Raw genomic sequence first — 13,443 nt, 5'->3', positions numbered from 1 at the left:
CACAGAAGACAAGACGACGGCCCGGACAGATCCGGACAAGCTTCACCCGGTCGAGTGAACGTGAGGACGCCAGGCCGAGACCGAAGTCGGGTCCAGAACAAAGCCAGGCCGGAATGGGATCAGGCTCCGAACGAAGCCAGAACAAAGCCAGGTCGGAACGGAGGTCAGGCTGGGAAGAGGGAGCTGTAGGCGTTGAGCGCGGGCTGGCCGCCGAGGTGGGCGTAGAGGACCGTGGAGTTGCGGTCGATCTCGCCGGAGGTCACGAGGTGGATGAGGCCGGCCAGGGACTTCCCCTCGTAGACGGGGTCGGTGATCATGCCTTCGAGCTGGGCGCCGAGGCGCATGGCGTCGAGGGTGGTGTCGTCGGGGAGGCCGTAGACGCCTGCGTGGAAGCGGTCGTCGAGGAGGATGTCCTCTTCGGACACCGTGGTGTTGCGGAGCTTGGCGGTGTTGTGGGCGATGCGGGTGATCTGGGCGAGGGTTTCCGCGGGTTTGGCGGAGGCGTCGATGCCGAGGACGCGGCGGTGGGGGTCGCCTGCGAAGCCGGCGACCATGCCGGCCTGGGTGCTGCCGGTGACGGAGCAGACGATGATGGTGTCGAAGAAGATGCCGAGCTGGGCTTCTTGCTGGCGGACCTCGTCGGCCCAGGTTGCGAAGCCCATGCCGCCCAAGGGGTGGTCGGAGGCGCCTGCGGGGATCGGGTAGGGGGTGCCGCCGGCGGCGCGGACGTCGGCGATGGCCTGTTCCCAGGCGGGTTTGATGCCGATGCCGAACTCGGCGCTCACCAGGCGGACGTCGGCGCCCATCATGCGGCTCAGCAGGATGTTGCCCACGCGGTCGTGGCCGGTGTCGGTCCAGTCGACCCAGCTTTCCTGCACCAGCACGGCTTTCAGGCCGGCGCGGGCGGCTGCGGCGGCTACCTGGCGGGTGTGGTTGGACTGGATGCCGCCGATGGAGACGAGGGTGTCGCAGCCGGTGGCGATGGCGTCGGCGACGAGGTATTCGAGTTTGCGGGTTTTGTTGCCGCCGTAGGCGAGGCCGGAGTTGCAGTCCTCGCGTTTGGCCCAGATGGCGGCGCCGCCGAGGTGGGTGGTCAGGCGGTCCAGGCGGTGGATCGGGGACGGGCCGAAGAGCAGCGGGTACCTGTTCACAGTTCCTCCAGGAGGGTGCTCCAGTTGTCGTCCACGAGGAGAGCGGCCTGCGTGTTCTCGCGTCGTTCGCAGGCCTCGATGATCTGCTGGTGTTGCGTCACCGAGTGGCGGGCGTTGGGGGACGAGAAGCGGCTGTGCTCGGCGCGGCGGACGAGTGGGGTGAAGCGGTCGATGGTGGCGGCGATCGCGAAGTTGGCGCAGCGGTGGACGGCGACGGCGTGGAACTCGTCGTCGGCGGTGAGGGCGGCTATGGCGTCGTTGGCGTCGAGGGCGTTCTTGAAGGCCTTGTTGGCGGAGCGCATCGCGGCGAAGTCGTCATCGGTCATCTTGGGGACGGCGAGGCCGGCGGCGAGGGCGTGCATCGACCGCACGACGACGAGGGCGTCCAGCACGGGTTCTGCTTCCAGTGCGGTGACGCGGGTGTAGGCGTGTGGCTTGGTCTCGACGAGGCCCTCGTCGGTGAGCGTCGCCAGCGCCTCGCGCACCGGGGTGCGGGAGAGGCCGAGCTGCTGGGCCAGCTCGACGTCCTTGATGGCGGTGCCCGGTTCGAGGTCGCCGCGCACGATCGCCGATCTGATCTCCGCGGCAGCTCGCTCCTTCAGCGACCCATATCCAATATATTGCATATTGGTGAGGGTAGGTCGGGGCAGAGACGAGCGCAACAGCGCAAAGCACAACCGGCCCGCAACGCGCGGGTGCGCTGCGGGCCAGGAGGAAGTCGGAGCTAGCTCAGCGGCAGGATCCGGCCGAGCACGGCGAACGGGCGCGGGTCGCCGGTGAACTGGTAGTGCCGCAGCACGTCCTGGAACCCGACGCGCCGGTACAGCTTCCACGCCTTGCTCGGGCCCTCGGGCGTGGACAGCAGCACGCGGGAGGAGCGAACGCCCTCCAGCAGCCTGCGCAGCAGGTCCTCGCCGAGGCCGCGGCCCTGGGCACGCGGCAGCACGTGCAGTTCGGTGAGCTCGAAGTAGTCCTCGAGCCAGTCGTCGACGACGGTGGGCGACGCGACGGCCATGAGGCCGCGGCGCACCTGTTCGTGCCACCACTGCCCGGCGGCGCCGCGATAGCCGTAGCCGATGCCGACGAGCTCATCGTGCTCCCCCACCGCCACCACGCAGCGCCAGTCCTCGCGCATCATGTGCGCGAGCCACATCGGAGCGCGCTGCTCGACGGTGCCGGACGGGTAGTTCATCGCGGTCACGTACAGCTCGAGCGCCTCGCCCAGCCGCACGTTCAGCTCGGCGGCACTCAGCTCGACGATGCGCTCCAGGCGTGGTGACGCGGTCATCCCGCCACCGCCGCCACGCGTCCGCCGGTCAGGGCCACCAGGTCTGCGAAGGTCGTGGGGTACACGGCACGAGGGTGCCCCGCGGCGGCCCAGATCACCTCGTACCCGGCCAACGTCTCGTCGACCAGGGTCTCGATCGGCGCCGGGTGCCCCACCGGGGACACGCCGCCGATCACCTGGCCGGTGTGCTCGCGCACGAAGTCGGGGTCGGCGCGCTTGACCGCGTCCGCGCCCACCAGCGCGGCCACCTGCGAGGTGTCCGCCCGGTGCGCGCCGGAGGTCAGCACCAGCAACGGGGTCGCCACGCCGTCGCGGACCGCGGCGAACAGCAGGCTGTTCGCGATCGCGCCGACCGGCACGCCCACCGCCTCGGCCGCGGCGGCCGCTGTGCGCACCGCGTCGGACAGCACGACGATGCGCGCCGCGGTGGCGGGAGGCAGTGCCTCCGCGACTTTGCGGATCCCGGGGTGCTCCGCAGGGGTTTCCACAGCACTCACCACACCATCAGACCACGAGCCGCCCCCCACGTGGTGGGCCGGGTTGAGGAATCCATCAACCGGGAGCTACGCTGACGAGGGCTCGAACATGTGTTCGAGTCTCACCATGCCTCGGAGGTGGGGTGGGGGAAGCACCCCACCTCCGAGAGCCGCCGGCTTCCCCTCGGCGGAGACGTCGTTCACCGACGCCACGAGGAGGCCGAGATGTCAGCACCCGCCTTCCCGATCCCCTTGCCCCCCGCTTCAGCGCTCGCGTTGCTGCAGCAGGCACGCGACTCGCTCGCCGAGGCGGAACGCACACCCGAACCACCGGAACGGTTCGCCGTCGCGTACCTGGCGGCGTTGCGCGCCGCAGCGGCGGTGCTCGCATTACGCGGACGGCCGCACCGCGGCCGGTCCAGGCCGACCAGCGCGTGGGTGCTGCTCGCCGCGATCGCACCCGAGATGCGGGAGTGGGCCGCGTTCTTCGCGGAGTGGTCCTCGACGCGTGCCGCCGTGCTCGCGGGCATCACCCGGCACGTCACCGCGCGCACCGCCGACGACCTGGTGCGGCAGGCCGGGCAGTTCGTCGGCCTGGTTGGCCACGTGATGAACGAGGGCAGGCGGTGAACGCTCTGGAGGTGTTGCGGCGTGAGGCCGACCTGCTCGTCATGTCCGCACTCGGCCAGCCACCGCACAAGGGCGTGCCCGCCTGCCCCGGCCTCAACCTGGGCGAGACCGTGCGGCACGTCGGCAGCGGCTACCACTGGACGCTGGAGTACCTCCGGCTCGGGGAGGAACCGCGGGACTGGCAGCGCTACCCCGCGGACGGGCAGGACCTGCTGGAGTTCACGCGGTCGGCCGCCGAGGCCGTGGTCGAGCAGCTCGCCGCGCACGACGAGGACGAGCCGTGCGCGACGTGGTGGCCGGAGCAGCGGAACTACGGTTTCTGGCGGCGCCGGCTCGCGCACGAGACCACGGTGCACCGCATGGACGTCCAGGGCGCCGCGGGCATGGACGCCGGTCCGGTCGACGACGAGGTCGCGCTCGACGGCGTCGACGAGGTGCTCACGTTGTGGCTGGGGCACAAGCTGGACACGCTCGGCGTGCGGGGCTCACGCGACGAGGTGGTCGCCGTGCGCGTCCAGGACCACATGTGGCTCACGCGGTGCGGTCCGCAGGGCGCGTCGGCGTGGCGGGTCGAACCGGAGGACGCCGAGCACGCCGACGCACTGGTGACGGCGGACCCGATGACGATGTACCGCTGGCTGTGGGGCCGCCTGCCCGACCGGATGATCGAGGTCTACGGCGACCACGACGCCATCGCGCAGCTGTGGGCGCTACTGCGGCTCGCGACCAAGTGACACCGAGGCGGTCTCCTCGCCCGTTGCCGACAGCAGCCGGTAACGGGCGCGGCGGCCGTCGAAGTCCAGCAGTGCCACGGAGTTCCCGAAGTGCGGGCCGGTGGTCTTGCGCCACCGCACGAGGTCTTGCGGCACACCGGCGAGCGTGGCGAGACGGCGGAACACCCAGCCGGCGGCGCGGGACCACGACAGCCGGAACGCGGGGCGCAGCACCTTGGGCGCCTCGTTGTGCACGGGCGAGCACACGAGCTGCGTGACGGTCGCTCCGGTGGGCTGGGGGAAGTCGGCTTCGGCGACGTAGCTGTGGTGGACGTCGCCGGAGAGCACGCTCACGGTGGCGGTGCCGCCGTCCGCGGCCTTCTGGATCATCCGGGTGAGCCGGTCGAACGACTCGCGGAACGCGGGCCAGTGCTCCAGGTCGAGCACCTGGCGGACCTTCTCGGCCGCGCGGCCCTGCCAGCCGGGTTTGCGCGCGCCGACCTCGTTGATGGACTGGAAGTGGCTGAGCGCGTGCGGCATCAGCCACGGCAGCGACGACCCGATCAGCAGGTGGTCGAAGTCACCGTCGCAGTTGCGTTCGAGCCACTCGAACTCGGCGTCGCTCACCATCTGCCGCCGGTCGTCCTCCAGGATGCGGCCGCAGCGCGTGTCGATCATCAGCAGGCGGGCGCGGCCGAAGTCGCGGCGGTAGCTCCACCGCGTGGACTTGCGGCCCTCGTTCTCCTCGTCGGCCTGCTCGGCGAACTCCTCCAACATCGGCAGCACGTCGGTGCCCTGAGCGATCACCTTGGCGTACAAGGAATCCGCGGCGAGCTCGGCGGGGCTGAGGTTGCCGATGTGCTGGTACACCCAGTACGACGCGAGCGCGCCGCGGATGCGGTCGCGCCACCACGGCTTGTCCCGCATCTCCCGCTTCCAGGCCGCGGAGGTGTTCCAGTCGTCGCGCACGTCGTGGTCGTCGAAGATCATCGACGAGGGGACGACCGACAGCAGCCAGCGGATCTCCGGGTCGCCCCAGGTCTCGTGGTAGAGGCGCGCGTACTCGGAGAAGTGCACGACCTCGCCGTCGGGTTCCTCGGTGCCGCGGCGGTGTTCGCGCAGCCACCGCTTGGTGCCCTCGGTGGGTTCGTCGGCGTAGACCTGGTCTCCCAGCAGGAGCAACGCCTGCGGCCACTCCTCTTCCGGCTGGCCCATCAGCCGTTGCGCGAAGGCGTCGAGGGCGTCGGGGCCGAGTGGCTGGTCCGGGGCGGCGCGGCAGGAACCGAACGCGATGCGGCGCACCTCGCCGGTGCGGATGACCGGTTTCGGGAACCGGCTGCCGGGCTCCGGCCAGACGAGCTCGCCGTCGAGCCGGACGTCGTACTCGGTGCGGGGACCCAGGTCTTCGACGCGCACGAGGGCGTAATGCTGCGTGCCCGCCTGGAACGTCTTCGCCGTGTGGCCGGCGATCGTGACCTCGCACGCCGCGTCCGTCTCGACCCACACCGTGGCCGAGGATCCGTTGACGTGCCTGAGGAGTGGTCCGAGCACCAGCTTCGTCACGCGCGAGACAGTACCCTCGCACGGGTGGAAATCACGTTCGACGCAGCAGATCCCCCCGCGCTGGCGGCGTTCTGGTCCGAGCTCGCGGGCGACGAGGCCGAGCTGACGTTCGTGTGGAGCGACGCGCCGAAGATCGAGAAGAACCGGGTGCACCTCGACCTGGCCTCGACCTCACCCGAACACCAGGCGGACATCGTGGCGCGGGCGCTGAAGCTGGGCGCGGAGCACGCCGACGTCGGGCAGCGCGACGTGCCGTGGGTGGTGCTGCGGGACCCGCAGGGCAACGAGTTCTGCGTCCTCGAACCCCGGCCCGAGTACACCGGCGTGATCGCGGCCGTCGTCGTGGACGCACGCGATCCGCTCGCGGCGGCCCTGGTGACCGGGCACCCGGTGGTGCGCAGCGGCGACGGGTTCGCCTCGGTCCGGCCCGAGCCGGACGGGCCCTGGCTGGAGTTCGTGCGCACCGACGACCCCGACCCGATCACCCACCGCGTCCGCGTGCACTGGGCGGCGCCGGTGTCGTGACCGGCGCTCGCCCACCGGCTCGTGCGGCATCCGGTACGTCAGCGGGCTCGGCGCCGACGTACCGGATGCCGCACAGCGCCGGAGCTACAGGGCGGCGAGGCGGTCGCGGAGGGTGTCGAGGCCCATCGAGCCCATCTCCAGCGCGTCCTGGTGGAACTGCTTGAGGTCGAAGCCGGCGCCCTTGCGGGCACGGGCGTCCTCGCGGGCGGCGAGCCAGAGGCGTTCGCCGATCTTGTACGCCGGGGCCTGACCGGCCCAGCCGAGGTAGCGGTCGATCTCGTCGTGCACGTGCGCGGCCTCGGTCAGCGTCCTGGTGAGCATGAACTCCAGGCCGAGCTCGGGGGTCCAGCGCTCGCCGGGGTGGAAGCCGGTGCCCTGCGGGATCTCCAGCTCCAGGTGCATGCCGATGTCGATGATGACGCGGGCGGCGCGGAACAGGTGGGCGTCGAGCATGCCGAGCAGGTCGCCGTCGTCGTCGAGGTAGCCGAGCTCGCGCATGAGGCGTTCCGAGTAGAGCGCCCAGCCCTCGCCGTGGCCCGACACCCAGCACATGAGGCGCTGGAAGTCGTTCAGCTTCTCCGACTGGTACACCGCCGTGGCGCACTGCAGGTGATGTCCCGGCACGCCCTCGTGGTAGACCGTCGAGGTCTCGCGCCAGGTCGGGAACACCGTCTTGCCCTCGGCGACCGACCACCACATGCGGCCCGGCCGGGAGAAGTCGGCGGTCGGCGGCGTGTAGTAGGCGCCGACACCGCCACCGGGCGGCGCGATCTTGCACTCGAGGTTCATCAGCGCGTCCGGCAGGTCGAAGTGCACGTCGCGCAGGTCGAGCAGGGCCTTGTCGGACAGCTCCTGCATCCACGCCCGCAGACCGTCCTGGCCGTGGACCTGGTAGCGCGGGTGCTCGTCCAGGAACGCCGCGGTCTCCGCCAGCGAGGCACCCGGCTTCAGCCGTGCCGCGACCTCCTTCATCTCGGCCTCGATGCCGAGGAACTCCTCCCAGCCCCAGGCGTAGGCCTCGGCGAGGTCGAGCCGCGAACCGGTGAAGTACCGCGAGCCCAGCCGGTAGCGCTCCTCACCGACGGCGTCCTTCACCGGCGCGAGCGGGGCCAGCGAGGTGCGCAGGAACGAGGCGAACTCGGCGTAGGCGGCGGACGCGGCCGCGGCACCCGAGTCGAGGTCGCCGCGCACGGAGCCCGGCACGTCCGCCTTCGCCACGAAGGAGCCGAAGAAGGAGCCGGCCCACGTGTCGCACTGCTCGGCCACCTTGGTCACCTGGCGCAGCGCCGAGACGTGGCCACGGGACGCGGCGTGCGACAACGAGGCTTGCAAACCGGACAAAGCGGTAGGTACCGCCGCCAGACGTCGCCCGATCGTGGCCCATTGCTCGGGCGTGTCGGTCGGCATCTGGTCGAAGATGTCGCGCACCGTCTGGATGGGGCTCGCGATGACGTTCAGCGAGGACTCGGCCAGGCCCGCGGCGTGGAGCTCGCGTTCGAGGCCGACACGTTCCAGGAACACGGCTTTCGCCGCCGCCTCAGCGGCATCCGCGGGCTCGGTGGCCGTGATGTCGGCGAGCGCGCGGGCGGCGAGCTCGTCACGTGCCGCGTGCCCTTCCGGGGAGAAGTCCGTCAGCTTGTCGTCGGAACCGGCGAAGCCCAGGTTGGTGGCCGCGATCGGGTCCAGCGCCACGGTGTCGGTGACGAACTTGTTGCTGATGTCGTGCACGGATGCCATGGCCGCAGACGCTACCCGGCGGCCCACGACGCCAAAAGGTAGTTAGTCAAGCTCACGACCAAAGGAGGGACTGCGTCCTACCGGCCACCCTGGCAGGATGTCGGCCGTGCGTAGTTCCTCGGCACTGCTCGTGCCGGTCTTCCTGCTGCTCGCCCTCTTCTCGTTGAGCGGCTGCGTTCGCGTGTACGCGGCGATGGCCGTGTCCGACGACGACCGCATCTCGGGCGAGATCGTCGCGGCCACGCCGCCCACGCAGGACAACGACCCTGGTCCCCAGCTCAAGGTGCCGCCGGACCTCGCGAGCCGGGTGACCACCAAGCCGTACCGGGTGGAGTCCTACGCGGGCACGCAGCTGTTCTTCAACGGGCTGAGCTTCGAGGAGATGCGCGCGCTCTCCACCGCCACCAGCTCGTCCAACAGCCGCTACAACTTGAACTTCCGCCGCTCCGGCGACCTGGTCACGCTCTCCGGCTCGGTCGACCTGACCCAGGTGCCGGTGGAACGCGCGGACGTCCAGGTCAAGGTCAGCTTCCCCGGCAAGATCGTGAACACCAACGGCCGCGAGGAGGAGAACAACACGATCGCGTGGACTCCGAAACCCGGTCAGGCGTCGATGCTGCAGGCCACCGTGCAGTACGCGGGCGAGAACTCCAGCTCGTTCTTCGGCTGGGCGCTGCTCGTCGCGGCGCTCACCGGCGGTGCCGCGCTGATCGTCGTCGTGCTCGCCCTCATCGCGCACAAGCGCAACGTGACGGTCTAGGCGCGGGTCACCAGGCCCAGGCGGCCCAGCACCTCGCGCGTCGCCTTCGCCCTGTTCATCGTGTAGAAGTGCAGCGCGGGCACGCCCTCGTCGAGCAGCCGCTGGCACATCTCGGTCGCGATGTCGATGCCGGTCGCGCGGAACCCGGCCGGGTCGTCGGAGTAGCGCTCCAGCCTGCGCGACAGCTCCACCGGCAGGTCGGCGCCGGACAGCTCCACGATCTTCGTGAGCGCGCGCGCCGACAGCATCGGCATGATCCCCGGCAGCAACGTCGCCGTGCAGCCGGTCGCGGCCACGCTGTCACGCATCCGCAGGAACGGCTCCGGCTCGTGGAACAGCTGCGCCACCGCGTAGTCCGCGCCGGCGTTCAGCTTGCGCACCAGGAACTTCACGTCGGTCGCGAGGTCGCCGGAGCGCGGGTGCCCGTACGGGAACGCCGCCACGCCGACGCAGAAGTCGCCGAGCTCGCGGACCAGCCGCACCAGCTCCTCGGCGTAGGTGAGGCCCTGCGGGTGCGCGACCCACTCGCCCATCGGGTCGCCGGGCGGGTCGCCGCGCAGCGCCAGCACGTTGCGCACGCCGACCGCCGCGTACCAGCCGATCACGTTGCGCAGCTCGGCCACCGAGTGGTCGACGGCGGTGAGGTGCGCGACCGGCAGCAGCGTCGTCTCCTGCGCGACACGGGCGGTGGCGCGGATCGTGCGGTCACGGCTGGAGCCGCCGGCGCCGTAGGTGATCGACACGAACGCGGGGTCCAGCGCCTCCAGCTCGCGCACGGCGGTCCACAGGATCCGCTCGTCGTCCGCGTTCCTCGGCGGGAGGAACTCGACCGAGAACTTGGCGGACTGCCCCTGCAGCCGCTCCACCACCGACGTCATGCACACCAGCCTAATGGGTGGTCCGCCAGGTGAGATGGTGGCTCACGATGTGGTACGCCGCCCCGGCATGCGAGTGGTACCCGACACAGCGGACCATGGACGTGTGCCCCACCACCCCATCGACGCCGCACTGCCCACGCACGTCGAAGAAGCGTTGACCACGTACCTGGCCTCCCGGCGCGCGTCCGGTGAGGCGATGGACCCGAGCTTCGCGAGCGCGGTGGACGCGCTCTCGGACTTCGTGCTGGGCGGGGGCAAGCGCATCCGCCCGACCTACGCGTGGTGGGGGTGGCGCGCGGCGGGCGGCGACCCGGACGGTGAGCTCGCGAGCGAGGTGCTCACGGCGGTCAGCTCGCTGGAGCTGATCCAGGCGTGCGCGCTGATCCACGACGACCTGATGGACGCCTCGTCGGTGCGGCGGGGCAGGCCGACCGTGCACATCGCGTTCGGCGCGCACCACCGCGAGCAGGGCTGGCTCGGCCAGTCCGACCGGTTCGGCATGGCCGCGGCCGTGCTGATCGGCGACATCGCGCTGGCGTGGGCCGACGACATGCTCTTCGCCGCCGGGCTGCCGGCCGAGGTGCTGCGCCGGATGAGCGAGCCGTGGCGGGACATGCGCACCGAGATGCTCGCCGGCCAGTACCTCGACGTGCTCACGCAGGCGCGGGGCGACTCGTCACCGGACGCGGCGCTGCGCATCGACCGGCTCAAGACCGCCGCCTACACCGTCGAACGGCCGCTGCACATGGGCGCGGCGATGGCGGGCGGCTCGCCGGAGCTGATCGCGGGGCTGCGGGCGTTCGGTGCCGACATCGGCGTCGCGTTCCAGCTCCGCGACGACCTGCTCGGCGTGTTCGGCGACCCCGGGGTGACCGGCAAGCCCGCGGGCGACGACCTCGCCGAGGGCAAGCGCACGCTGCTCGTGGCGCTGGGCACGCAGTTCGGCGCCGACCTGCTGGACGACGCCCTGGGCAGGCCCGACCTCGACCTGGAGACCGTCGAGGCCGTCCGGCGCCAGCTCGTCGAGGTCGGCGCCGTCGACGCCGTCGAGGAGCGCATCGAGGACCTGACGAAGAACGCGCTGGCCGCGCTCGACGCCGCCCCCGTGGCCGAACCGGCCGCCGGGAAGCTCGCCGACCTCGCGATCAGCTCGACCAAGCGGACGTTCTGAGAACGGCCACGGCTCGTCCGCGCGAGCCCCGATGAACACCTCGTGACCGGTGAGGGCCGTTGCTTGCCGAGGCTTCCGCGCCTTGTGCAACGATGTTCGGGCGATGGCAGCAACTCCGTCCCTTCCCCGCACGAGCTCCGAGGTGTCTCCACAGGAGCCTCTTGAAGCTGTGCTCGAGAAGAACCCCTACGCCATCCCCATCCGCACGACCATGCTCGGCCTGCTGGGCGTCGCACTGGTCGCACTGGGCGGTATGGGCGCCGGCGCGATCCTCCAACGGGACCCGCTGCTCACGCGGGTCGGGCTGAGCTGGCTGCGCTACGGCCACGGCCACGACCTCGCGAGCATGGTGCTGTACGTGGGCCTGGGCCTGGTCATCTGGGCGTGGGTCCGCCTGGGCCGCCTCGTGCGGTGGGGTGAGATCGGCGACTTCGCGGTGCTGGTCGCCGTGACGGTGTGGACGTTGCCGCTGCTGTTCGCACCACCGCTGTTCAGCAAGGACATCTACAGCTACCTGGCGCAGGGCCAGCTCGCGCTGACCGGCTACGACCCGTACGAGGTCGGGCCGGCCGTGCTGCAGAGCACGCTCAGCGACAACGTCAGCTGGGTCTGGCAGCACACGCCCGCGCCGTACGGGCCGTTGTTCATCCTGGTCGCCAAGGCGATCGTGTGGGCCACGAACGCCAGCGTGATCCTCGGCGTCGTCGCGATGCGCTTCGCCCTGGCCGGTGGGCTCGTGCTGCTGTGCTGGGCGCTGCCCGGTCTCGCGCGGCACCTGGGCGGCCGGTCGGCGGTCGCGCTGTGGCTGGTGGCGGCGAACCCGTTGCTGCTGGTCCACCTGGTCGGCGGCGCCCACAACGACCTGCTGATGATCGGGCTGATGGCCGCCGGCGTGCTGCTGGTGCTCGACCGCCGGCACGTGCTGGGCTTCGTGCTGCTCGGCCTCGCGTTCTCGGTGAAGGCCACGGCGGTCGTGATCGTGCCGTTCCTGGTGTGGATCTGGGCGGCGCGGCTGGAGGGCGACAAGCGCGCCCAGTTCCGCAAGGCGCTGCTGGGCGGTGTGGCGGCGTTCGTGGGGGCGTTCCTCGCGTGCACGCTCGTCGCGGGCGTGAGCCTCGGCTGGATCCCGGCGCTGCGCAGCTCGTCGATGATCATCAACTGGCTGTCGCTCCCGAGCGCGGTCGGCGACTTCGTGCGGATGGTCGTCAACTGGTTCGTCTACGTCGACGGCGGCATCTTCCTCGCCGTCGCGCGGGCGCTCGGCTCGATCGTGCTCGTCTGGATCGCGTACACGCAGTGGTGGGCCTCCCGCGACGGCGAGGTCCGCGAGGCCATCCGCCGTGGCGCGGTGACGATGCTGGCGGTCGCGTTGCTCTCCCCCGCCACCCTGCCGTGGTACTTCAGCTGGCCGCTGGCGCTGGCCGCCGGGTTCGCGTGGACCACGGGCGCGCTGGTGGCGGCGTCGCTCGCGTCGGTGTTCCTGCTGCTGGTGACGTTCCCCAACGGCGACACGGCGCTGTACTCGTGGGGCTACCTGTTCTTCGCGCTGCTGGTGTCGGCGCTCGCCGCGCGGTCGCTGGTGAAGCCGGACCCGTTCGGCCTGTCCACCCGCTACGAATGAGCCCCGGCACAGCCAGCCTGGCGTCCGCCTATGCCGCGTGCCGCCGGGTGAACGCGCGGTACGGCAAGACGTTCTTCCTCGCCACGACGCTGCTGCGGCCCGACCAGCGGCCGGCGGTGCACGCGCTGTACGCGTTCGCGCGGTGGGCCGACGAGATCGTCGATGCCGCCGACGTGCCGGACCGCGCCGGTGAGCTCGACCGGCTGGAGCGGCTGCTCGGCGCGGAGCCGTCGACCCCGGTGCTGCACGCGCTCGCGGACACGGTGCGCCGCTACGACATCGACCGGGCGTTGTTCACCGACTTCCTCGCGTCGATGCGGATGGACCTCGACGTGACCGAGTACGCCGACCTCGACGCGCTCGGGGTGTACGTGCACGGCTCGGCGGAGGTCATCGGGCTGCAGATGGTGCCGGTGCTCGGCACCGTCGTGCCGCGCGCGGAGGCCGAGCCGTTCGCGGCGCGGCTCGGGGTGGCGTTCCAGCTGACGAACTTCCTGCGCGACGTCGGCGAGGACCTCGACCGCGGCCGGGTCTACCTGCCGTTAGAGGTTCTCACCGCCCACGGTGTCGACCGCGAGCTCTTGCACTGGGTTCGTCGTCATCGTCGCGCAAACGTCCGCGTGCAAAGGGCTCTCGACGAGCTCGTCGCGCACGCGCACGCGGTGTACCGGTCGGCTGAGCCGGGCATCGGGATGCTGTCGCCGGCGTCGCGGCCGTGCGTGCGGACGGCGTTCACGCTCTACCGCGACATCCTCGGCCTGGTGAGCTGCGAGGTGCTGTGGCGGCGGGTGGCGGTGCCGAACGCGCGCCGGCTGGCCGTGGCGGTGCCCGGCGCCGGCCGGGCAATGCTCGCGCGAGCGGTGACCGGGTGAAGCCGGCCTTAGCCGACGGCCACCGCGACGATGTCCGACGTCGCGGCGGCGCAGGCGG

General features: G+C 71.2%; 14 protein-coding genes. 7 read left to right on the top strand and 7 right to left on the bottom strand.

Annotated features, from left to right (window positions below; all coding sequences use genetic code 11):
* Positions 1 to 164 precede the first annotated feature (164 nt).
* From ADL03_RS37730 to ADL03_RS37715, 4 genes are all read right to left on the bottom strand, one after another.
* Positions 165 to 1,151, bottom strand: coding sequence for a 1-aminocyclopropane-1-carboxylate deaminase (locus ADL03_RS37730; protein WP_157529642.1), 987 nt, complete (start codon positions 1,149 to 1,151; stop codon positions 165 to 167).
* A complete protein-coding gene (locus tag ADL03_RS37725; protein ID WP_053738420.1) occupies positions 1,148 to 1,777 on the bottom strand; it encodes a GntR family transcriptional regulator in 630 nt (209 codons plus the stop codon). The genes ADL03_RS37730 and ADL03_RS37725 overlap by 4 nt, the downstream gene beginning before the upstream one ends.
* 98 nt (positions 1,778 to 1,875) lie before the next feature.
* Positions 1,876 to 2,439, bottom strand: coding sequence for an N-acetyltransferase (locus ADL03_RS37720; protein ID WP_053738419.1), 564 nt, complete (start codon positions 2,437 to 2,439; stop codon positions 1,876 to 1,878).
* Positions 2,436 to 2,927 carry a YbaK/EbsC family protein gene (locus ADL03_RS37715; RefSeq protein WP_197289014.1) on the bottom strand — a complete coding sequence of 164 codons (492 nt, stop codon included), beginning with the start codon at positions 2,925 to 2,927 and terminating at the stop codon, positions 2,436 to 2,438. Before ADL03_RS37715 ends, ADL03_RS37720 begins: the two co-directional genes overlap by 4 nt.
* A gap of 213 nt (positions 2,928 to 3,140) precedes the next feature.
* Between ADL03_RS37715 and ADL03_RS37710 the strand changes: the two genes are divergently transcribed.
* Positions 3,141 to 3,545: an SAV_6107 family HEPN domain-containing protein gene (locus ADL03_RS37710; protein ID WP_053738418.1), complete on the top strand. Its 405-nt coding sequence runs from the start codon at positions 3,141 to 3,143 to the stop codon at positions 3,543 to 3,545.
* The gene (locus ADL03_RS37705) at positions 3,542 to 4,279 is read left to right on the top strand and encodes a maleylpyruvate isomerase N-terminal domain-containing protein (RefSeq protein WP_053738417.1); all 738 of its coding nucleotides are present in this window, start codon (positions 3,542 to 3,544) and stop codon (positions 4,277 to 4,279) included. Before ADL03_RS37710 ends, ADL03_RS37705 begins: the two co-directional genes overlap by 4 nt.
* Here ADL03_RS37705 and ADL03_RS37700 read toward each other — a convergent pair.
* Positions 4,256 to 5,821 carry an alkaline phosphatase D family protein gene (locus ADL03_RS37700; protein WP_053738416.1) on the bottom strand — a complete coding sequence of 522 codons (1,566 nt, stop codon included), beginning with the start codon at positions 5,819 to 5,821 and terminating at the stop codon, positions 4,256 to 4,258. The genes ADL03_RS37705 and ADL03_RS37700 overlap by 24 nt on opposite strands.
* 24 nt (positions 5,822 to 5,845) lie before the next feature.
* Here ADL03_RS37700 and ADL03_RS49000 point away from each other — a divergent pair, with 24 nt between their 5' ends.
* Complete coding sequence (locus ADL03_RS49000) at positions 5,846 to 6,346, top strand: VOC family protein (protein WP_053738415.1); 501 nt, start codon at positions 5,846 to 5,848, stop codon at positions 6,344 to 6,346.
* An 84-nt stretch (positions 6,347 to 6,430) separates the two neighbouring features.
* On the opposite strand, the gene ADL03_RS37690 is transcribed toward ADL03_RS49000, so the two are convergent.
* Positions 6,431 to 8,083, bottom strand: a complete 1,653-nt coding sequence (locus tag ADL03_RS37690) for a DUF885 domain-containing protein (protein ID WP_053738414.1) — start codon at positions 8,081 to 8,083, stop codon at positions 6,431 to 6,433.
* Positions 8,084 to 8,189: 106 nt separating this feature from the next.
* Between ADL03_RS37690 and ADL03_RS37685 the strand changes: the two genes are divergently transcribed.
* On the top strand, positions 8,190 to 8,843 hold the full coding sequence (locus tag ADL03_RS37685; RefSeq protein WP_157529641.1) for a DUF3153 domain-containing protein: 654 nt from the start codon (positions 8,190 to 8,192) through the stop codon (positions 8,841 to 8,843).
* Here the strand turns inward: ADL03_RS37685 and metF are convergent.
* A complete protein-coding gene (gene metF, locus ADL03_RS37680) occupies positions 8,840 to 9,721 on the bottom strand; it encodes a methylenetetrahydrofolate reductase [NAD(P)H] (RefSeq protein WP_053738412.1) in 882 nt (293 codons plus the stop codon). The two genes, ADL03_RS37685 and metF, sit on opposite strands and share 4 nt — an antisense overlap.
* 103 nt (positions 9,722 to 9,824) lie before the next feature.
* Here metF and ADL03_RS37675 point away from each other — a divergent pair, with 103 nt between their 5' ends.
* The 3 genes from ADL03_RS37675 (at position 9,825) to ADL03_RS37665 (ending at position 13,385) form a co-directional block, all read left to right on the top strand.
* Positions 9,825 to 10,892: a polyprenyl synthetase family protein gene (locus ADL03_RS37675; RefSeq protein WP_231642782.1), complete on the top strand. Its 1,068-nt coding sequence runs from the start codon at positions 9,825 to 9,827 to the stop codon at positions 10,890 to 10,892.
* Between the two features lie 169 nt (positions 10,893 to 11,061).
* Entirely contained in the window at positions 11,062 to 12,513 is a 1,452-nt protein-coding gene (gene mptB, locus ADL03_RS37670) for a polyprenol phosphomannose-dependent alpha 1,6 mannosyltransferase MptB (protein ID WP_197288995.1), read from the top strand.
* Positions 12,510 to 13,385 (top strand): phytoene/squalene synthase family protein, encoded by an 876-nt coding sequence (locus ADL03_RS37665; protein WP_053738410.1) that lies wholly within the window; start codon positions 12,510 to 12,512, stop codon positions 13,383 to 13,385. Before mptB ends, ADL03_RS37665 begins: the two co-directional genes overlap by 4 nt.
* Positions 13,386 to 13,443 lie beyond the last annotated feature (58 nt).

This window comes from Nocardia sp. NRRL S-836 (assembly GCF_001279525.1).
Taxonomy (GTDB): Bacteria; Actinomycetota; Actinomycetes; order Mycobacteriales; family Pseudonocardiaceae; genus Lentzea.
This window is presented reverse-complemented; position numbering and strand designations above follow the sequence as displayed.